A 19,305-nucleotide genomic window follows, 5' to 3' on the forward strand; every position below is an offset into this window, starting at 1 on the left:
GCACTTTGCCGAGCTTTCAAGATCAGATAGGACCAGTGATCGTAGTGGTGTCTGTCCCCGCCCAGGAAACCCGGATGGCGGCCGAGATCGCCGAGCAGCCGGCCGCGCTCGCCGCGACCTTCGAGCATGTTCTGCCGCTGCGGCACGACATCACCCGGCTGGCCGCTGGGCGCCGGAACGTGATCTTCGTGGCGCGCGGATGGTCCGACAACGCGGGGGTCTACGGCCGCTACCTGACCGAGATCCACGCCGGCCGGCAGGCGTCGCTGGCCGCTCCGTCGGTGGCCACGCTGTACGGCGCGAACCTGGACCTCTCGAACTCGCTGGTGGTCGCGGTCAGCCAGTCGGGCGCGACCCAGGAGATCGTCGACACGGCCGAGTGGGCGAAACGGAACGGCGCGGCGATCGTCGGCATCACGAACGACGGCAACAGCCAATTTCGACGGTGCCGGCTTCGAGGTCCACGTCGGACCAGACGGTGGCGAGGGCTTCGCCGATGCGGACGCCGGTGCCGAGCATGAAGGTGACCAGGTCGGGCAGGTCGGCCTGGACGGCGCGGTCGTCGGCGGCGAGGCTCTTGCGGAGGAGGGTGACTTCCTCGGCGGTGAGGGCTCGGGGTGGGTTCTTGGTTTTCGCCTCGATGGTGTCGACTTCGCGGACGGGGTTGACGGAGATGGCGCCGTAGCGGACGGCGAGTTTCATCGCGCCGGAGATGACTGCGCGGCAGGTCTTGGCGGTGGGGGCGCCAGCGCGATCCTTGATCTTGGTCAGGACGGTGTCGAGGCGTGGGGTGGTGGCTTCGCCGATGCGGAGCTCGCCGAGCGCGGGGCGGACGTGGTTCTTGAGGACGCGGCGGTAGGTGTCCAGGGAGGTGCGGGAGCGTGTCCCGTCGGCGATCAGGCCTTCGAATCTTTTCTCCCAGAGGTCGAGGAGATGGTTGATCTTGTGCATCGCGGTGAGCTCGCCGGACTGGTTGGTCTTGGCGCGGTCCTGGAGTTTGGTGAGGAGGGCACGCTCTGCTGCGGTCTTGGTCTTGCCATACGCAGAGACTGGGCGCAGGTGTCCGTCGTGATCGCGGAACCTGGCCTGTGACTTGTGCTTGATCGGCTTGCCCTTGGCGTCTGTCTGCACGACCCAGGTCGAGATCGCGCCCCAGGTTCCGATGGGCAGTGGTGCTCTCGCCATGTCAGTCCTCCAACCGGTACGACGGCTGGATGCTCAACGTTTGTCGGCACCGAGAATCAGAGAAGTCGGCAACGATGCGAACCGATGTGATGTGACGCACAGTCACGATCACATGGAGGCCGCGCTGGCCGGCTCGACCCTCTGAGGGAGGCGAAGTGGTGAGCGCCGGCTGATCAGCTCGGTGCGGCGATCCGGGAAAGTGGTGCGTAAGTGGTGCGCGGCGGACATGAAGAAACCCAGGGCACTTGCGTGACCTGGGCTTTTGTGCGCCGCCAGGGACTCGAACCCCGAACCCGCTGATTAAGAGTCAGCTGCTCTGCCAATTGAGCTAGCGGCGCTTGGTGTTGCTTTCGAACGAAGAGGATCGTAGCAGGGGGAGTCCGGAGTTGCGAAATCGGTTATCGGGTGAGGATGGTCATGGCGGCGTTGTGGCCGCCGAGGCCGGAGACGGCGCCGCCGCGGCGGGCGCCGGAGCCGCAGATCAGGAGGTTGGCGACGTCGGTTTCGGTGCCCCAGCGGCCGGCGTCGGAGGGGTCGGTGGCCCAGGGCCATTGGAGGTCGCCGTGGAAGATGTGGCCGCCGGGCATGCCGACGGATTCCTCGATGTCGTACGGCGTCTTGGCCTCGATGCACAGGTTGCCGTCGGCGTCCCGGGCGATGCAGTCCTCGAGCGGTTCGGCCAGGTAGGACTCCAGGCCGGCCAGGACGCGGCGGGTGGCGAGAGCGCGGGCCGAGTCGTTGTCGGAGGCAAATAAACGGGCGGGGAAGTGCACGCCGAAGACGGTCAGGGTGTGGTGGCCGGAGGCAATCAGCTCGGGGGAGAGGATCGACGGGTCGGTCAGCGAGTGGCAGTACACCTCGGAGGGCGGTACGGCGGGGAGCTCGCCGCCCGCGGCGGATCGGTACGCCGCCTCGAGCTGGCTGTAGTCCTCGTCGATGTGGAACGTGCCGGCGAACGCCCGCGCCGGGTCGTCACCGGACTTCAACGCCGGTAGGTGACGCAGCAGCAGGTTGATCTTCAGCTGCGACCCCTCCGGCTTCGCGACGCCAGTCTGACCACGCAGCGCAGCCAGCGTCGACGGTGCAACGTTCGACAGCACCCAGGAGCAGTCGACGGATCGCTCACCGTCGCCGCCGAGCCAGGTGACCGATCCATGGGTCCCGTCTGCTTCGACCGCGGTGACTGCGGCGTTGGTGACCAGTGCGGCGCCAGCACGCCGTGCAGCGGCGGCCAGTGCGTCGGTGACCGCGCCCATGCCGCCGACAGGCACCCGCCACTCACCGGTGCCGTTGCCGATCAGGTGGTACAGGAAGCACCTGTTCTGGATCAGCGACTCGTCGTGGAGCCCGGCGAACGTCCCGATGACGCCGTCCGTCGCCACGACGCCACGGACGGTGTCGTCGGCGAAGCGGCGCTCGATGGTCTCACCGAGTGGCCGCTCGACCAGTTCGTTCCAGAGCGCGCCGTCCACGCGGGAGCGGAGGTCAGCCGCGGTCTGGAGCGGCTCCAGCAGTGTGGGCGCGACAGCCTCGGCCAGTAAGCCGACAGCGCCGTAGAAGTCGGTCCACGCCTCGTACTCCGCGTCGCTTCCGGTGAGCGCGCGGAACGAGTCCCTGGTGACGGTGCCTTCCGGCCGCTCGACCATCAGGCCGACGTCGCGTCCAGAACGCCGTACCGGGGTGTACGACGCTACTGCGCGAGACCGGAGCTCTAGGTTGAGGCCGAGGTCTGCGGCGATCTTGTCGGGCAGCAGACTGACCAGGTACGAGTAGCGCGACAGCCGGGCGTCTACACCCGGGAACACCCGCTCACTGACCGCTGCGCCGCCGGTGTGGGACTGCTGTTCGAGGATGAGTGTGGAGAGCCCGGACTGGGCAAGGTATGCGGCAGCGACGAGGCCGTTGTGCCCACCGCCGACTATGACGACGTCGTAGAAGTCCTTCATCCCACCGGCCAATCCAGCTTGCGGTACGCGGCGTCCCAGAACATCCATTCGTAGCGGCACGTCATAGCGAAGTGCTGGTGACAACGTTCCCGCTCCGCGGCGCCCACGTCCAGCCCGTCCGTGACGGCGAGCACCGACTCGACGACGGCGTCGAACTCCTCGGAGCCGTACGTCTCGATCCACTTCCGGTACGCCGGGTCCGGTGACGACCGCTTGAGCAGCTCGCGCCCCACGTCCCGGTAGATCCAGTAGCAGGGCAGTACTGCGGCAACTGCCTCCGCGTAGGTGCCGGTGGCGCACACAGCGGTCAGATAGGACATGTACGCCGTGGTGGTCGGGCCGGACCCGGCTGCGTCCACGTCCTCCGCCGTGAGCCCCAGTGACGCCAGAAGCGACGTGTGCAGCTCCCGCTCGACCGCGATCGCGTTGGCGGCGTGCAGCGCGAACATGCTGACCGCGTCTTCGTCGAGCGCGCGGCCGGCGACCAGGCTGAGTGCCCGTGAGTACGCGCGCAGGTAGTGGCTGTCCTGGACGATGAAGTACCGGAACGCGTCGTGGTCGAGGGTGCCGTCGGTGAGTCCGGTGATGAACGGGTGCCGGACGATCTCGTCGTACACGGAGGCGGCCCCGCGGTCCCACAGCTCGCTGGAAAACGTCATCCCCACTCCTCGCCGTCGACTGCACCGACCTTATCCAGAGGGCGCGCAGCGATCACCGAGACGCAGGTCACGTCCGCGCCGTACGCTGAGACATGGGTATCCAGGGGGAGCAGGCGGAGATGCCGCCGGAGTCGCCGTTGCTACGGCGGATCCGGGCGTCGGTGATCGGTGACGACCAGGTGATGCCTGGGCCGTACGGTCCGCGCCGCGTCACGTACGCCGACTACACGGCGTCCGGGCGTGCGCTGACCTTCCTGGAGGACTTCATCCGCGAGGAGGTTCTCCCTCGGTACGCGAACACTCACACGGAGTCGAGCGGCACCGGTCTGCAGACGACCCGGCTGCGTGAGGACGCCCGGCGGATCATTCACAACAGCGTCGGCGGCGACGACGAGACCGCGGTGATCTTCTGCGGCTCGGGCGCGACCGGGGCGATCGACAAACTGATCGGGATCCTGGGCCTGCGGATCCCGGCCGAGCTCGACGACACGTACCACCTGACCGCCCAGATCCCGCCGGAGCAGCGACCGGTGGTCTTCATCGGCCCGTACGAGCACCACTCGAACGAGCTGCCCTGGCGCGAGTCGATCGCCGACGTGGTGGTGATCTCCCAGGACACGGACGGTCATATCGACATCGACCAGCTCGAGGCGAGGCTGCGGGAGTACGTCGACCGCCCGCTGAAGATCGGCTCGTTCTCGGCGGCGAGCAACGTCACCGGCATCGTCAGCAACACGCAGCGCGTCTCGGCCCTCCTGCATCGGTACGGCGCGTTGTCGTTCTGGGACTGCGCCGCAGCCGCGCCGTACGTCGAGATCGAGATGTACGGCGGACGCGACCAGGACCCGTTGTCGTACAAGGACGCGATCTTCCTCAGCCCGCACAAGCTGATCGGCGGCCCGGGGACGCCTGGCGTACTCGTTGCGCGCCGCGAACTGCTCCGCAACCGGGTGCCCGACGTACCGGGCGGGGGCACGGTCGCGTATGTGAACCCGCTCGAGCACCGGTACCTGGACGATCCGGTGCACCGCGAGGAAGGCGGGACGCCGGCGATCATCGGGTCGATCCGGGCCGGACTGGCGTTCCAGCTGAAGCAGGCCGTCGGTATCGACGTGATCCGTGCGCACGAGGACGCGTACCTGCGGCGCGCAGTCGAGGCGTGGAAGGCCGAGCCGAACCTGCAGATCCTCGGCAACCTGGACGCCGAGCGGCTGTCGATCGTGTCGTTCGTGGTCAAGGCTCCTTCCGGGCGGTATCTGCATCACAACTTCGTGGTCGCGCTGCTGAACGACCTCTTCGGCATTCAGTCCCGCGGCGGGTGCTCGTGCGCGGGCCCGTACGGCCACCTCCTGCTCGGCATCGACCTGGATCGGTCGCACGAGTTCGAGGAGGAGATCCTGCACGGCTGCGAGGGGATCAAGCCGGGTTGGGTGCGGGTCAACTTCAACTACTTCATCTCCGACGCTGTCTTCACGTACATCGTCGAGGCCGTCAAGCTCGTCGCGCGCGAGGGGTGGCGGTTGCTCGGCGACTACCGCTTCGACCCGGCGAACGGCCTGTGGCGGCACCACCGCGGCCCGGTCGAGCCGCCGATGCGGCTCTCCCAGGTCGGGTACGACGCCGACGGCAAGCTCAGGTACCCGCGTCACGACCACACGGCTCCCGAGTCCGCCCTCGACGACTACCTCGCCGAGGCCCGCGACCTGCTGTCCACCTGTCAGGAGCACCGCGACGACCCCGAGGGCCACGTCAACACCGACTTCGACCACCTCCGCTGGTTCGAACTCCCTTCCCGCTGCCTCGCCCGCGACTAGCGAGCTCCGGCGGTGCGGAGGGTCTTGGCGATCTCTTCGTACCCGCGGGACTCGGCGTGCTGGAGCGGGCTGACGCCCTCGGCGTCGGCCAGGTTGGGGTTGGCGCCGGCGTCGATGAGGATCTTGACGATGTCCTGCCACTGCTGCGTGCCCTTGCCGAGGATGATCGCCTCGAGCAGAGCGGTCCAGCCGAGGTTGTTGACGTGGTTGACGCTGGTCTTGGTCTTGACGACCCGCCGGACGTAGTCGACGTGCCCGCGCTCGCTGGCCGGGATGACCGAGATGCCACCGAAGCGGTTCCGCAGGGTGAGGTCCGGGTTCGCGGGCAGGAGCGTCTCCAGCATCGGCACGCTCCCGGTGACGCCGGTGACCAGCCAGGCGGAGTCCTGCCGGTCGTCCTGTGCGTCTGGATCGGCACCGAGCGCGACGAGCAACCTGGCCACCTCGACACGGTCGTTGAGCGAGGCCAGCAACAGCGCCGTACGGCGGTGGTCGTCGCGTGACTCGATCGGTGCGCCGGCAGCCAGTGCTGCGGCGACCTTGTTGGCGTCGCCCGATGCCGCGGCGGCCAGCAGCGCCTTGGTCGCCGCGTGGGTGTCCCGAAGCTCTGTGTTGAGCGCGGCGCTGACCGCAGCCTGGCCGCGGTCCTTCGCAGCCTGCACCGGTGTGGCGCCGTCGCGGACAGCCGGCTTGGCGCGATCGGCCCCGCCGGCGATCAGGAGCCGGACGGTGTCGACGTACGCCGGGGTGCCTTTGCCGAGGATGACTGCCTCGTGCAGAGCGGTCCAGCCGAGGTTGTTGACGTGATTGACCGCCACGCCGGCCTTGAGCAGCCGGCCGACCACGGCGGCGTGACCGCGCTCGGCCGCCCGTATCAGCGCCGTACCGTCATAGCTGTCGAGGCTGCGGACGTCGGCGCCGTGAGCGAGGGTCAGGTCAAGGAGCTCGACGTACCCCTCGCTCGCGGCGATCAGGAACGCGCTCTGGACGGTGTCGTCGACCGCGTTGACGTTCGCGCCCGCGGTGATCAGGCGCTTCGCCTCGGCCACGTCGTTCTTCCAGGCGGCGGCGATCAGCTGACTGTCGAGAGCAGACGGCACAGTGGCGCTCCTAGAGGGCGGGCTCGTCGGTGAAGGAGTAGTGGTCTCAGTGGAACACGCGGTGGTCACCGCCATCAGCAGGACGGCGACCACGGCGATCGGGCGACGCTTCATCGGCGCGGGTTGAGCGTGATGACCTGGTACGGCGGGACCGCGGTCGCCTCGTCGAACTTGCTGTCGACCACCAGCAGCCGTCCCTGGGCGAGCTTCGCGGTCGTGAGCACCCGGTCCGGGTCGGTCGGCGTCGCCGACACCAGCCGCGCGGACCGGCCGTCAGCCGAGAGCCGCAGCGTGCTCAGCACCTTGGAGAAGTTGCGCACGACCCAGAGGCTGTTGCCCTGCTGGACCAGGCCGTCGGCGTTGACGAGGTCCGCGCCGGCGGTGTCGATCGCGGTGGCCTTCGCCGTCCGCAGGTCGAACCGCCACAGCTTGCCGACGTTGCCCTGGGCCACGACCAGCGCCCGGCGGTCCGGTGACAGCACGATCCCGCCGAGGTTGAAGCCGGTCGCCGTCTCGATCGTCCCGGTCGCGTCGGCCCAGGTCGTGACGGTCCACCGGCCGTGGTGCTCGGAGACGCGGAAGATCTGCGGAGCGTTCGAGTTGGTGAAGTACGCCGCGCCGTCCGGCCCGATCACGAGGTCGTTCAGGAACGCGTTCGGTACGCCGGTCCGCAGCGCGGCCAGCAGCCGCCCGTCGCGGTCGTAGACCCACAGATCCGGCGCGCCCGGGTGGTCGATCCCGTTCGGCCCGCCGGCGACGTACACCCGGCCCTGGGAGTCGACGTTCACGCCGCGGGCGGTCCAGCGGCCGTCGGTGCCGTCGCCCTTCAGCCACTCGACGGCGTCGCCGGAGCGGAGCTGACCGCGGTGGATCTCGCCGCCGGTGGTTTCGGACACGTAGTAGTTCTTGGTACGCGCGTCGTACCCGATGCCCTCGAACTTCGAGCCGCCGGCGTCACCGGGCAGCCCGTACGTGGCCGGACGGGCGGCGAAGGCCGTCGAGGCGCCGGCACCGAGCAGAGTGGCGGACAGCGCGAGGGTGGCGGACAGCGAACGGACAGACATCTGGACCCCTAAACGGTCGGTGGATTGCGAGCTGCCTCCAGCCTCCGTCCGCCGGGCGCTCCGTACGACGGGTGTTCGGCCACCAATCGATAGCCGAACGGATGATTTGGAACCGGGTCCAAGCGGCCTACGATCAACTGAACATGTCTACTGATCACACCCCGTCGATCCTGAGTCACGCGACCCGGCTGGTGACCGCACTGCACGCGGCACTGGTGGTTCTCGTGCTGGCGTCGGCGATCCGGTATCTCACCGGTCACGGGCTCGACGACCGTGGACCCTGGGTGCTGGTCGGTGCAGTAGTGCTGCTTGCGACGTACGCCGCCTACCGTGTGCTGCCCAGTCGGGTCTGGCTGGCGTTGCTGGTCGTGGAGTGGTGCGTGCTGGTGTTCCTGGCGCCGTCGTTCGCGTGGTGCGCGGTGCCGCTGTCTTTCGTTGCCCTGCGCATCCTGTCGTTCCGGCCGGCCTGTCTGGTCGTTGCGGGCATGGTGGTGGTCACCGTGGTGCAGTGGACCCGGATGACCGACCGGCTGGACCCGACGATCGTGCTGGGCCCGGTCTGCGTCGCAGTGCTTGCCGTAGGCGCCTATCGGGCGCTGGAGCGGGACGCACTGGCCAGACAGGCCCTGCTGGACGACCTGCACGCAGCACAGGGCGATCTGGCCGACGCACAGCAGCAGGCCGGCGTCATAGCCGAGCGCGCGCGGCTCTCGCGCGAGATCCACGACAGCGTGGCGCAGGGCCTGTCGAGCATCAACCTGCTGCTGCAGGCCGCAGAACGCGAATGGGACGACAGACCGGCTGCCGCACGCGAGCACGCAGCCCAGGCCGCGGCCACGGCACGCGACGGACTGGACGAGGCCAGGAGAGTCGTCCGCGACCTGGCACCGGCTGAGCTCGCGGCTGGTCTACCGGAAGCACTTCGCAAGAGCTGTGAGCGTTTGGCGGCCCACAGCGATGTCAGCGTCCGCGTCCAGGTGCACGGTACGCCGGTCACGCTCGACTCGGAGGTGGAGACCGCACTGCTTCGCACAGCCCGAGGCGCCCTCGCCAATGTCCTTGAACATGCACAGGCGAAAGCGGCTGTCGTGACGCTCACCTACCACCCGGATGCGGTGGTTCTCGACGTTGTGGATAACGGCCGAGGCCTTCCGCGATCTCATGTCAAGATCGATTCCGACCGCGGCCATGGACTGGCCGGAATCCGAGAACGGCTGAGACAACTGGGAGGAACGCTGGTGCTGGAGAGTGAACCGGGGGACGGGACGGCGCTGGCCGCATCGATCCCGCTGCGGGCGAATCCGGGGCGCCCATGATCCGGGTTGCCCTGGTCGACGATCATCCCGTCGTGCGTGCGGGAGTCCGGGCGCTGCTCGAAGGGCAGGAAGACCTGACCGTTGTCGGCGAGGCCTCGGACGCGCACAGCGCGGAGCAGCTCGTCGCGGCCCTGCACCCGGACGTCGTACTGATGGATCTCAACCTCGGCGCCGGCGCCGGCGGAGCCGAGGTCACCGCGCGTCTGCGGGCCCTGGCCGAGCCGCCGTACGTGCTGGTGCTGACGACGTACGACACGGAGGCGGACATCATGAGCGCGATCGATGCGGGGGCCTCCGGCTACCTGCTGAAGGACGCGCCGCCGGAGGACCTCTTCCGCGCGATCCGCGGCACCGCCCGTGGTGAGACGGTGCTCGCGCCGGCCGTCGCCGCGAGGTTGGTACGACGGTCCGGTCCGACGCTGACCGAGCGCGAGGTGGAGCTCCTCGGGCTGCTCGCCACCGGCAAGTCGAACCGCGACATGGCCAAGAAACTCTATGTCAGCGAGGCGACGGTCAAGTCCCATCTGGCGCACATCTACTCGAAGTTGGAGGTGGACAACAGAGCGGCGGCCGTGGCACGCGCGATCGAACAGCGCATCATCCGGCCGGTCAGCTGAGCCCCGGCGGGTCAGCTGGGTCCGGCCAGTCAGCTGAGGATGGTCGGACTGTCGGCGGCGGTCACCTCGTGGCGCACGGCAGGTCCTCTCTGTGCCGTGTACGCTCCCGACCGTGGAGCCCGTACACGTTGCGGTTTCGGCGTTGGCTGCATTGTTGCCGATCATGAACCCGATCGGCGCGCTGGCCACCTTCGCAGGTCTGACAGAGGGTGTCGACCGCGCCGCGATGAAACGCCAGGCGGTGATGACTGGCGTCTACGTGCTGGCGATCCTGACCGTCTTCGCGCTGTTCGGCACGCTCGTGCTGGAGGGGCTGGGCATCGGTCTGCCCGCGCTGCAGATCGCCGGCGGCCTGGTGGTCGCGCACTCCGGCTTCGGGATGATCGTCGCCCGGCAGACCCTGACCGAGGACGAGAAGACGCACGGGGCGGCCAAGCCGGACGTGTCGTTCTCACCGATGGCGCTGCCGTTGATCGCCGGGCCGGGCGCGATCGGCGTGGTGATCGCCCTGACCGCACGGCATCCCGGAATCACGAACCGGCTGAGCGTGATCGTGGCCTCGGTCGTGATCGCCGCGCTTGTCGCGGCGCTGCTGCGCTTCGGTACGCCGCTCGTCGACAAGCTCGGCCCCACGGGCCTGGGCGCCCTCAGCCGCATCATCGGCTTCCTCACGCTGGCGATCGGCGTGGAACTGGTGACCCACGGCGTACTCGCGGCGAAGTAGTGAGCCCATCGCAGGACGCGATGGGCTCACTCCGCCTCTACTTCGTGCCCTTGAAGGAGGAGACCGGCGGGAGCTTCCAGGCCTTGCTCTTCGCGAGGGCCGAGAGGTCCTCGACGGAGAGGAGGGGCGTGGGCCGGGTGTGCTGCTTGCCCTTCTCCGCCGGGGCGTTGTAGCTGGTGAGGTTGATGTTGCGGCCGTCGGGACGGAACAGGACCACGTAGTTGCTGACGACCCTGTACTCCGCCTGCCGGCTGTCGCTGTACTCCGGCGACTCTTTGGAGACGTACAGGACCGACCCGTCCGGCAGGGTGCTGCACCCCGCGCGCTTGGGGACGCACGGGTTCCCCTCGCCGCCGCCGGAGAGCAGTACGTCGACCCGTGCGGCGCCGTGACCGTCGTTGACGACGTACGCCGCACCGGCGTAGCCGCCACCGCCCCACGTCTCAGGGCTCGCGAAGGTCCGGCCGGGCGCCGCAATGAGTGCCTTCAGCGTCGCTAGCGTCTGCTTCGGGTTCACCCCAGCGGGCTTGGCGGTCGGAGTCGCCTTGGCCGAGGCCGAGGGCTTCGCGATCGGCACGGGCGAACCAGCGACCCCAGCGTCCTGGGGAGAGCCGGCCAGATGGATCCCGCCAGCAATCAGCCCTGCGGTGGCCAACACGGCCCCAGCGCCGGACGCGGTCGCGATCGCCGTACGCCGACGCCGCAGCCGCAACCCCTGCGCGACGCTGCGTTCCAGCAGATCGGGTGTGACCGGCTCGAGGTTCTCGGTGGCGCGATTCATCAAATCGGTGAGTTGGGTGTTCATGGTTCTCCTCAGCGTCAGAGCGCGATCAACTGGTCGGCGCCGTCACCGAGAACCGCCCGCAGACGGTCCAGGGCGCGGGCGGTGCGAGTGGTGATCGCACTGGTCTTCTTGCCTAGATCGAGCGCCACCTGCTCGACGCTGCGATCTTCGAAGAACCGCAGCACCAGCACGGCCCGATCCAACGGCGCCAGCTCCGCCAAAGCACTCTGCAAAGCCAGCCGCAGTTCAACATCCCCCGCCCGCTCCGCAACCTCAGGCAGTTCCCCGGTAGGGCGCTCGCTCCAACTCTTGCGCCGCCGCTGCGAGATGAACGTCCGCGCCAGCGCAGTCCGCGCATAAGCCCCCGGGCTGTCGATCCGCCCCCACGCCTTCAGCAGATTCGCCAGCGTGTCCTGCACCAGGTCCTCGGCATGCTGCCGGTCCCCACAGAGCAACCAAGCAGTCCGGTACAGCCGCGGTATCTGAACCCGCGCGAACGCCTCGAAGTCTTCAGTCGTACCCATCCGCACCTCCTGTAGATGCCTCTGCTTCAAGAGACGCATCGACAGGCGCGTCAGATCACACCCGAATCAGAAGACCTTCGAAAGAACCCATACCGCGAACGCCAAGAACCCCACGACGAACGTCACCACGACAACGACGCCGTACCCGAACCACGCGCTCCCGCTCAACTTCACCGCAGCATCCTCGCACGCCCGACGCCGGTTCAGCGGGAAGCGACCCCACCACTTGGACCAATCCGCCCAGCTGAGTTGGGCCGTCCGGCACTGGGTGCGGGGACGGGAAGTGGGTGGAGTGGGGATGTGGACAGCGAGGGGATCGAGCGGTGGGGTGGTTCGAGTCGGTACGTCGACTTCGACGGGCCGGTGCACTACGTCGACTTCGGGGGCGATGACGCGCGGCCGGCGGTGGTTCTGGTGCATGGGTTGGGCGGATCGCACCTGAACTGGTGTCTGCTCGCGCCGCTGCTGGCCGAACGGACCCGCGTGCTGGCGGTCGACCTGGTGGGATTCGGTCTCACCGATCCGCTCGGGCGATCCACGACCCTGCAGGCGAACGCGCGGATGATCAGCCGCTTCCTGCGCCAGGTGGTCGGCCGGCCGGTGATCCTGGTCGGCAACTCGATGGGCGCGGCGACGTCGATCCTGGTCGCGGCCCGGGACCCGGACAGCGTTGCCGGGCTGGTGCTGATCGACCCGGCGCTGCCGCCGGCCGGTCCGTGGTGGGTCTCGCGTCCCGAGCTCCGGGTCGCGGCGGCCTTCACCGGACTCGCCGTACCGCTCCTCGGTCGTTGGCTCGTCCAACGCAGGCGTCGTACGACGGCCCGGGCACAGGTTCGGCAGGTGCTCCGGCTGTGCTGCGTGGATCCGACGGGGGTCCCCGGCGACCTCGTGGACGCGTCCGTCGCGCTGGTCGAGCGGCGCACCCGGGTAGCCGGGCTGGATGCCGCCTTCCTGACCGCCGCGCGGTCGCTGATGGCCCACAACGGCATGTCTGGCCGCGCTTGGTCGACGATCCGCAACTTGCGGCAGCCGGTGCTCCTGCTGCACGGCGAAGCCGACAGACTGGTTCCGGTGGGTTTGGCGCGGGCCGCGCAGGTCCGGTGTCCGGAGTGGACGGTCGACGTGTTGCCGAACGTCGGACACGTACCGCAACTGGAGGTGCCGGACACGACGGCGGAGCGGATCTTCAGTTGGCTGGACGGTCCCGGAGCTGCCGCCGCGCAACGCGCCGGAGATTCCGGCGAATCGGGCGGGGCAGCCTATCCTGAAGGCAATACCCGCCGGTAATGCGCTCGGCGCATCCGTTGATGTCCGGGAGGGTCTATGCCCACCTCAGCTTCGGACTCGAACTCCCACGGGCCCGCATTGCACCTCTATCTGACCGAGCCGAGCCGTAGTTTCGTCGACTTCGGCCAGCTGGCGACCGCACGTTCGGTGCTCCGCACGGCGCCGCGCGGTGACGAGCATCCGGTCGTCGTACTGCCGGGACTGCTGGCGTCCGACGTGTCGACGGCGACGCTGCGCTGGTACCTCGCCCGGCTGGGCTACCGCGCGCACGGCTGGGACCTCGGCCGCAACATCGGTCCGACTCCGACTGTCCTCGACGGCATGCGCGCACGGGTACGTGACCTCGCGGAGCGCCACGGTGAGACGGTCAGCCTGATCGGCTGGAGCCTCGGCGGCATCTACGCGCGCGAGCTGGCCCGGGAGATGCCGCACCTGGTGCGGTACGTGATCACGCTGGGCAGCCCGTTCCGCCACGACCTGCCACCGGACAACCGGGCCCGCCGGGTGTTCCAGCTGCTCTCGCCGCTGCACGTCCCGGAGTCCGTGCCGCCGCCGGAGCACACCAGGCCACCGCTGGCGATGCCGGCCACGTCGGTCTACTCGGTCCGTGACGGGATCGTGCCCTGGCGTACCTGCATCGACACGCCCGGCCCACGGCGGGAGAACATCGCGGTGAACGCCAGCCATCTCGGGTACGGGCACAACCCCGCTGTGCTGTGGCTGACCGCCGACCGGCTGTCCCAGGCCCCGGGGACCTGGGAGCCGTTCGTCCCGCCGCCGGCGCTGGCCCGGCACTTCCCGGCCGATGTCTCGGCGTCGGTCAGACGGCCGACGCCGCCCCAGCGAGCTTCGTGAGGCTCTTCCGGACTCCGTCCACGAGTACGTCGAGATCCGCCTCGGCGAAGTCACCCGTGACACCGAAGGCCACCGAGTCGCAGTAGCTCAGGATCGACACCCCGATCCGGGCGGTCGAACCGATCGGCACGTACGGGATGATCTCGACGAGCCGGCGACCGAGCGCGTACAGCGGCTGCCGCGGACCCGGGACGTTCGTGACGACTGTGATCACGGAACGTTGCGGGAACCGTGCCGCGAACCGGTAGACCGGCGCGAGGAGCGGGAACGGCTCGTGCTTGGCCAGTTCGGTCAGGAGCGCGACCGAGTCCACCTCGTGCGCGGACTTCAGGTTGTCGAGCTGCGCGCGTACGGCCGCCAGCCTCTCCACCGGGTCCTCGATGTGCACCGGCAGCCGGGCGTACATCAGCGAGACCCGGTTGTCCCGGATGCTCTCCTCGCCCGGCGCGCGGATGTTCACCGGAACGAGCGCGCGGACCGAAAGCCTGTTCGGCGTCTCCCCGCGCGACAGCAGGAGCTCCCGGAAACCTCCGGTCACCGCGGTCAGTACGACGTCGTTGAACGTACCGCCGAGCGCATGCCGGATCGCCCGCACCTCCGCGACGTCCGCGCGCCCGAACGCGAACCGCCTGCCGATGGCCAAGGAACCACCGAGCGAGGAACGCGAGACTGGCCGGATCGCCTCGGACAACGCGAGGAGACCGCGCCCGACACTCCACGAGGAGCGTGCCAGCGTGCGCGGATGCCGCAGACCGGAAGCCACCAGCCTGAGTTGGCGGATCGGGGTCAGCAGCAGCTGCCCGACCGCCGCGGCGGTGAGCGCCGGCGTCGTCGGCTCTGGTTGGGGTGACCAATCATCGGCGATCGGCGGCTGCGGATCGGGCGTCGGGTCGAGCACCACGCCGTACAGGTCCGTGCCGGAGACGCCGTCCACCATGCAGTGATGGAGTTTCGAGATCAGCGCCCAGCGCCCGTGCCGCAGGCCTTCGACCAGCCAGTACTCCCACAGCGGACGGTCGCGGTCGAGCCGCGCGGCCATGATCCGCGCCGTCAGCGCGCTGAGCTCCTCGTCACCGCCCGGCGCCGGCAGCGCTGTACGCCGCAGATGGTAGTCGAGGTCGAAGTGCTCGTCGTCGAACCAGACCGGCGGCCCGAGATCGAACGGCAGCTGCCGTGCCTTCTGGCGGTATCGCGGAATCAACGGCAGCCGGCCCTGGAGCAGAGTGGCGAACTCCTCGGTGGCTGGGGCCGGTCCTTCGAACACGGCGATGGACGAGATTGCCATCGAGACGCCGGCCTCTTCGTCCTCGGCCTCGAGGAAGAGTGCGTCGAGCGGGGTCATCCGGTCCATGGCTACAGCTCCCGCTTCAGGATCTTGCCCGCCGACGTGACCGGCAGGTGGGCACGGATCTCGACCGACCGCGGGTACTTGTACGGCGCCAACCGGGCCTTGACGTGGTCGATCAGCTCTTCCGGCGCGACCTCCTTGCCGGGGTGCAGCGCGACGACGGCCTTGACCTCCTGACCGAGCCGCTCGTCCGCGACCCCGATGACCGCCGCTTGCGCGACCGCAGGATGCGTGTAGATCGCGTCCTCGACCTCTCGCGGATACACGTTGTACCCGCCGCGGATGATCAGTTCCTTCTTCCGGTCGACGACGAAGAAGTAGCCGTCCTGGTCCATGTAGCCGAGGTCTCCGGTGTGGAACCAGCCGCGGGTGAAGGCCTCCGCCGACGCTTCCGGATTGCCGCGGTACCCGCGCATCACGTTTACGCCGCGCACCATCAGCTCACCGATGTTCTCGGCTCCGGCCGGCAGCACGGCGCCGTCGTCTCCCCAGACTTGCACCTGCACGCCCCAGATCGGCCGGCCGACGCTGTAGACCCGGCGGTCCTGGGCGCTGACGTTGAACGTGGTGGTCGACGCGGTCTCGGACAGCCCGTAGCCCTCCAGGATGAGGATCCCGAAGCGCTTCTCGAAGTCGTCGAGCACGGTCGCCGGGATCGGAGCGCCGCCGGAGATGCCGACCCGGAGCGAGGAGACGTCGTACTTGTCCAGGTCGGGGTGGGCGAGCAAGGCGATGTACATCGTCGGCACACCCTCGAAAACCGTGACGTGGTCCCGCTCGATGGTGGCCAGCACCGCTGCGGCGTCGAAGCGCGGTACGAGCGTCATCGTTGCCGCGAACCGCACGCAGACGTCGAGGATGCTCGACAACGCGAAGATGTGGAACAACGGCAGCACGACCAGGATGACGTCGCTGTCACGGACGCCGAACAGCCGCCCCGGAGTGTCCGCATTCAGGAACAGCTGGAAGTGGGTCAGCTCGGCGCCTTTCGGCCGCCCGGTCGTGCCGGAGGTGTAGATGATCACGGCCGTGTCCCCGGGATCCGACTGGTACATCTCGGTGGCGTCCAGTTCAGTCGCGAGCAGGGCGTCGAACGACGTGCCGGTGGTTGGCTCGGGGAGGCCAGGCGTCGTGACCGTGACGACATCCTTCACCCCGGCCTGCGTGGCGCCTTCGGTCGCCTGCTCGAGTACGCCGGCCCACGTGATCAGCATTCGCGCTTCGGCGTCGCGCAGGATGTACGCGACCTCGTCGGCCTTGTACAGCACGTTCATCGGTACGACGACGGCGCCGGCCTTGAGCGCACCGAAGTACGCGATCACGAACTGCGGCAGGTTGGGCAGTTGCAGACCCACGGAGTCGCCGGGTTCGATGCCATGGCTGTGCAGCCCGGCCGCGAACCGATCGGCCGCGGCGTCGACCTGTGCGTAGGTGAGGGCGTGCTTGCCGTTGATGACGGCGGCCTTGTCCGGGTGGCTGCGCGCGGACTCGTACAGCATCGTCGCGAGATTGAAGCTCATCGGGCTGCCTCCTTCGGCTGGCGGTCGCGGGCCGGCGAGTCCCGGGCCCACGCCGGGTGGCTACCTTCCGAGCGTCTTCCGCGGCGCCGGCGCTGAGTAGGGCACATCGTCATCACACGCCGGGGGCCGGTGGTCCCGTCGCATCGTCGCGTTGCCTCGGCAGCGGTGGAGCAAGCTTGGGACGAGCGGTGGATGTGGACGAAGAAAACCCCAGGTCAGGAGCCCTTGCGGGTCCCGACCTGGGGTTTCTCGATGGGGTGAGTGACGGGACTCGAACCCGCGACCACCTGGACCACAACCAGGTGCTCTACCAGCTGAGCTACACCCACCATCGCCGTCCGAACCGCGACGGCTGAGCAATCATAGCGACGAACTGTCAGGACCAGAAATCGAGGGTGAATCCGCTGGTCAGGCGCCGGTTGTGCTGTCCTCGGTGGGTGCTGCGACGAGGCTGGCGGCGGCCCGGGCGGTGCTGGAGTCGGGGCCGGGTTGCGGGACGAACACGGTTTCGCGGTAGTACCGCAGTTCGGAGATGCTTTCGGTGATGTCGGCGAGGGCGCGGTGGTTGCCGGTCTTGGCGGGGGTCGCGTAGTAGACGCGCGGGTACCAGCGCCGGACGAGTTCCTTGATGGAGCTGACGTCGACGTTGCGGTAGTGCAGGTGGGATTCGACGCGGGGCATGTCGCGGACGAGGAAGGTCCGGTCGGTGCCGACGGAGTTCCCGGCGAGGGCGGCCTTGCGCGGCTCTTTGACGTACCCCGTGATGAAGTCGAGCACCTGTTCTTCGGCGTCGGCGAGCGGGATGCCGTTGGCGAGCTCTTCGAGCAGCCCGGACGCGGTGTGCATGTCGCGGACGAAGTCGCCCATCTGGTCGAGCGCGGCCGGGGGTGGCGCGATCACCAGGTCGATTCCGTCGCCGAGCACGTTCAGTTCGTAGTCGGTGACCAGAACCGCTACCTCGATCAGGGCGTCGTTGGCCAGGTCGAGGCCGGTCATCTCGCAGTCGATCCACACCAGCCGGTCGTTCATGGGCACCCACCTTACGGTGAGCGGCCGACAGTGCGGTGACGGCGTGCCCTGTTGATCGAACTGTCAACGCGGCAAGTGCCCCAGGTGGACGCTGCGGACGGACAGTACGGCGAGGTCTGTCCGCTGCCCGAGGTAGTGCGGCCCTTCCGGGTCCAGCAGCTGCCGCCAGGTGTCCAGGTCCTCCGGAGACAGCCACTCCTCGTCGGCAACCACGTGTCCGTGACCGTGCCCATGCCCGTGTCCATGCCCGTGTCCGTGGCCGGTCCCGGTGAGCCGCTCGATCCGGATCCGGAACGCGTGGACGACGCCTTCGAGCCGCTCGGGAGGCAGCGGCGCCGGTGTCTCGGTCAGCACACTCCGTGTGGTCGCGCCGGTCAGCCCGGCCCGGGTCAGCGCCTCGGTCCACCCGTACGGCATCGGGACCGACCCCGGCAGCGAGTCCCGCATGACCTTGAACCACCGGTCCTGCGCCAGGTCGAGCCGCAGTTCCAGGCCGGGCTCACCGACTCCGAGGTCCCAGGGGAGGTGCCGTGCGGGCAGCCCGCCCTCGGCAAGCGCCAGCCGTCCGCCAGGTGCGAGCAGAGAGGCCAGCGCGTCCACGGCGGCCTGCTGGTCGGCGGCGTGGTGAACGGAGGCCGACGCCCAGATCAGGTCGGCCGGCGCGTCGATTGCCGCGCGCAACGGTTCCGCTCCGCCGTCCATCGACGCCAGTTCACACCGCACCAGGCCCGCGGTGTGTTCCCGCGCCTGCTCCAGTACGTCGGGATCCGCGTCGATCGCGACCACTGTCGCGCCAGGCAACGCCTCGGCGAGCGCCTTGGCCATCCCGCCGCCACCGCAGCCGACGTCCGCGACGACCTTGTCGCTGTCCCGCACCAGACTGTTAGCCACGCCGGCGTTCCAGGCGCCCTCGCCCTCGGCCGCGGCACGCAGCCGTCCCGCCTCTTCGGCCCAATCGATTTCGATCATGACGACAGTCTGGTCCTCGCGGGTGACGCAGCCCACCTCGTGTTGCCGGTCCGGCAAAGGGCGTTACCGTTGCGCGGGTGATCGCCACGGACCGTCTGACCCTGCTGCCGCTCGAGGTCGAGTACGCCGAACCGATGGCAGCGGTCCTGTCCGACCCTGCCCTCTACACGTTCACGGGCGGCGAACCGCCGACCGTAGCGGCTCTGGAGGCACGCTACCGCCGCCAACTGGCCGGTCCAGGACGTCCGGACGAGCAGTGGCTGAACTGGGTGATCAAGTACGACGACGCGCTCATCGGCTACGTACAGGCGACCGTCATCGACGGTACTGCGGAGATCGCGTGGGTGATCGGCACCGCATGGCAGGGCCGCGGTTTCGCGAAGGAGGCCGCCCAGGGACTGGTCACCTGGCTGCGGGCTCAGAGAATCGGCCGGATCATCGCGCACGTACATCCGGACCACACCGCATCGGCCGCTGTCGCAGCCGCGACAGGTCTCACCCGCACCGACGTACTGGACGACGGGGAGTACCTGTGGAACACGGCAGACCCGGCGTGAACCGGGT

Annotated in this window: 19 protein-coding genes and 2 tRNA genes; 8 read left to right on the forward strand and 13 right to left on the reverse strand. The window is 68.9% G+C overall.

Annotated elements, in window-relative coordinates:
* Positions 1-74: 74 nt before the first annotated feature.
* Positions 75-521, forward strand: a complete 447-nt coding sequence (locus E0H50_RS18610) for an SIS domain-containing protein (RefSeq protein WP_238151054.1) — start codon at positions 75-77, stop codon at positions 519-521.
* Here the strand turns inward: E0H50_RS18610 and E0H50_RS18615 are convergent.
* The 4 genes from E0H50_RS18615 to tenA all read right to left on the reverse strand — a co-directional run bounded on the left by E0H50_RS18615 (position 415) and on the right by tenA (position 3,790).
* Positions 415-1,185: a tyrosine-type recombinase/integrase gene (locus E0H50_RS18615; RefSeq protein WP_131289967.1), complete on the reverse strand. Its 771-nt coding sequence runs from the start codon at positions 1,183-1,185 to the stop codon at positions 415-417. The genes E0H50_RS18610 and E0H50_RS18615 overlap by 107 nt on opposite strands.
* 265 nt (positions 1,186-1,450) lie before the next feature.
* A tRNA-Lys gene (locus E0H50_RS18620) sits at positions 1,451-1,523 on the reverse strand.
* Between the two features lie 60 nt (positions 1,524-1,583).
* Positions 1,584-3,131 (reverse strand): phytoene desaturase family protein, encoded by a 1,548-nt coding sequence (locus E0H50_RS18625; RefSeq protein WP_131289970.1) that lies wholly within the window; start codon positions 3,129-3,131, stop codon positions 1,584-1,586.
* Positions 3,128-3,790 (reverse strand): thiaminase II, encoded by a 663-nt coding sequence (tenA, locus tag E0H50_RS18630; RefSeq protein ID WP_131289973.1) that lies wholly within the window; start codon positions 3,788-3,790, stop codon positions 3,128-3,130. Before tenA ends, E0H50_RS18625 begins: the two co-directional genes overlap by 4 nt.
* A gap of 92 nt (positions 3,791-3,882) precedes the next feature.
* Between tenA and E0H50_RS18635 the strand changes: the two genes are divergently transcribed.
* Entirely contained in the window at positions 3,883-5,604 is a 1,722-nt protein-coding gene (locus E0H50_RS18635) for an aminotransferase class V-fold PLP-dependent enzyme (protein ID WP_131289976.1), read from the forward strand.
* Here E0H50_RS18635 and E0H50_RS18640 read toward each other — a convergent pair.
* The gene (locus E0H50_RS18640; RefSeq protein ID WP_238151055.1) at positions 5,601-6,704 is read right to left on the reverse strand and encodes an ankyrin repeat domain-containing protein; all 1,104 of its coding nucleotides are present in this window, start codon (positions 6,702-6,704) and stop codon (positions 5,601-5,603) included. The genes E0H50_RS18635 and E0H50_RS18640 overlap by 4 nt on opposite strands.
* Positions 6,705-6,814: 110 nt before the next feature.
* A complete protein-coding gene (locus E0H50_RS18645) occupies positions 6,815-7,768 on the reverse strand; it encodes an SMP-30/gluconolactonase/LRE family protein (RefSeq protein ID WP_131289978.1) in 954 nt (317 codons plus the stop codon).
* Between the two features lie 143 nt (positions 7,769-7,911).
* Between E0H50_RS18645 and E0H50_RS18650 the strand changes: the two genes are divergently transcribed.
* From E0H50_RS18650 to E0H50_RS18660, 3 genes are all read left to right on the forward strand, one after another.
* Positions 7,912-9,084 (forward strand): sensor histidine kinase, encoded by a 1,173-nt coding sequence (locus tag E0H50_RS18650; RefSeq protein ID WP_238151056.1) that lies wholly within the window; start codon positions 7,912-7,914, stop codon positions 9,082-9,084.
* On the forward strand, positions 9,081-9,701 hold the full coding sequence (locus E0H50_RS18655; RefSeq protein WP_131289985.1) for a response regulator: 621 nt from the start codon (positions 9,081-9,083) through the stop codon (positions 9,699-9,701). The genes E0H50_RS18650 and E0H50_RS18655 overlap by 4 nt, the downstream gene beginning before the upstream one ends.
* A 112-nt stretch (positions 9,702-9,813) precedes the next feature.
* Positions 9,814-10,425, forward strand: a complete 612-nt coding sequence (locus tag E0H50_RS18660) for a MarC family protein (RefSeq protein WP_238151057.1) — start codon at positions 9,814-9,816, stop codon at positions 10,423-10,425.
* A gap of 37 nt (positions 10,426-10,462) precedes the next feature.
* Here the strand turns inward: E0H50_RS18660 and E0H50_RS43015 are convergent, their stop codons facing one another.
* Together E0H50_RS43015 and E0H50_RS18670 are read right to left on the reverse strand one after the other, a co-directional pair.
* Positions 10,463-11,230: a hypothetical protein gene (locus tag E0H50_RS43015; protein WP_165547202.1), complete on the reverse strand. Its 768-nt coding sequence runs from the start codon at positions 11,228-11,230 to the stop codon at positions 10,463-10,465.
* A 14-nt stretch (positions 11,231-11,244) separates the two neighbouring features.
* Positions 11,245-11,733 (reverse strand): SigE family RNA polymerase sigma factor, encoded by a 489-nt coding sequence (locus E0H50_RS18670; RefSeq protein WP_131289991.1) that lies wholly within the window; start codon positions 11,731-11,733, stop codon positions 11,245-11,247.
* Between the two features lie 300 nt (positions 11,734-12,033).
* Between E0H50_RS18670 and E0H50_RS18675 the strand changes: the two genes are divergently transcribed.
* Positions 12,034-13,020 (forward strand): alpha/beta fold hydrolase, encoded by a 987-nt coding sequence (locus E0H50_RS18675; protein ID WP_131289994.1) that lies wholly within the window; start codon positions 12,034-12,036, stop codon positions 13,018-13,020.
* A 36-nt stretch (positions 13,021-13,056) separates the two neighbouring features.
* Positions 13,057-13,875 carry an esterase/lipase family protein gene (locus E0H50_RS18680; RefSeq protein WP_131289997.1) on the forward strand — a complete coding sequence of 273 codons (819 nt, stop codon included), beginning with the start codon at positions 13,057-13,059 and terminating at the stop codon, positions 13,873-13,875.
* On the opposite strand, the gene E0H50_RS18685 is transcribed toward E0H50_RS18680, so the two are convergent.
* From E0H50_RS18685 to E0H50_RS18705, 5 genes are all read right to left on the reverse strand, one after another.
* Positions 13,841-15,226, reverse strand: coding sequence for a WS/DGAT/MGAT family O-acyltransferase (locus E0H50_RS18685; protein ID WP_131290000.1), 1,386 nt, complete (start codon positions 15,224-15,226; stop codon positions 13,841-13,843). The two genes, E0H50_RS18680 and E0H50_RS18685, sit on opposite strands and share 35 nt — an antisense overlap.
* Positions 15,227-15,228: 2 nt before the next feature.
* Positions 15,229-16,743: a long-chain-fatty-acid--CoA ligase gene (locus E0H50_RS18690; RefSeq protein ID WP_131290003.1), complete on the reverse strand. Its 1,515-nt coding sequence runs from the start codon at positions 16,741-16,743 to the stop codon at positions 15,229-15,231.
* Between the two features lie 253 nt (positions 16,744-16,996).
* Positions 16,997-17,072: transfer RNA gene (locus E0H50_RS18695), tRNA-His, on the reverse strand.
* A 79-nt stretch (positions 17,073-17,151) separates the two neighbouring features.
* A complete protein-coding gene (gene orn, locus E0H50_RS18700) occupies positions 17,152-17,772 on the reverse strand; it encodes an oligoribonuclease (protein ID WP_131290006.1) in 621 nt (206 codons plus the stop codon).
* A 63-nt stretch (positions 17,773-17,835) separates the two neighbouring features.
* Entirely contained in the window at positions 17,836-18,741 is a 906-nt protein-coding gene (locus tag E0H50_RS18705) for a class I SAM-dependent methyltransferase (RefSeq protein WP_131290009.1), read from the reverse strand.
* A 77-nt stretch (positions 18,742-18,818) separates the two neighbouring features.
* Here E0H50_RS18705 and E0H50_RS18710 point away from each other — a divergent pair, with 77 nt between their 5' ends.
* On the forward strand, positions 18,819-19,298 hold the full coding sequence (locus E0H50_RS18710; protein ID WP_238151058.1) for a GNAT family N-acetyltransferase: 480 nt from the start codon (positions 18,819-18,821) through the stop codon (positions 19,296-19,298).
* Positions 19,299-19,305: the final 7 nt, after the last annotated feature.

The organism is Kribbella sindirgiensis, assembly GCF_004331435.1.
GTDB lineage: Bacteria > Actinomycetota > Actinomycetes > Propionibacteriales > Kribbellaceae > Kribbella > Kribbella sindirgiensis.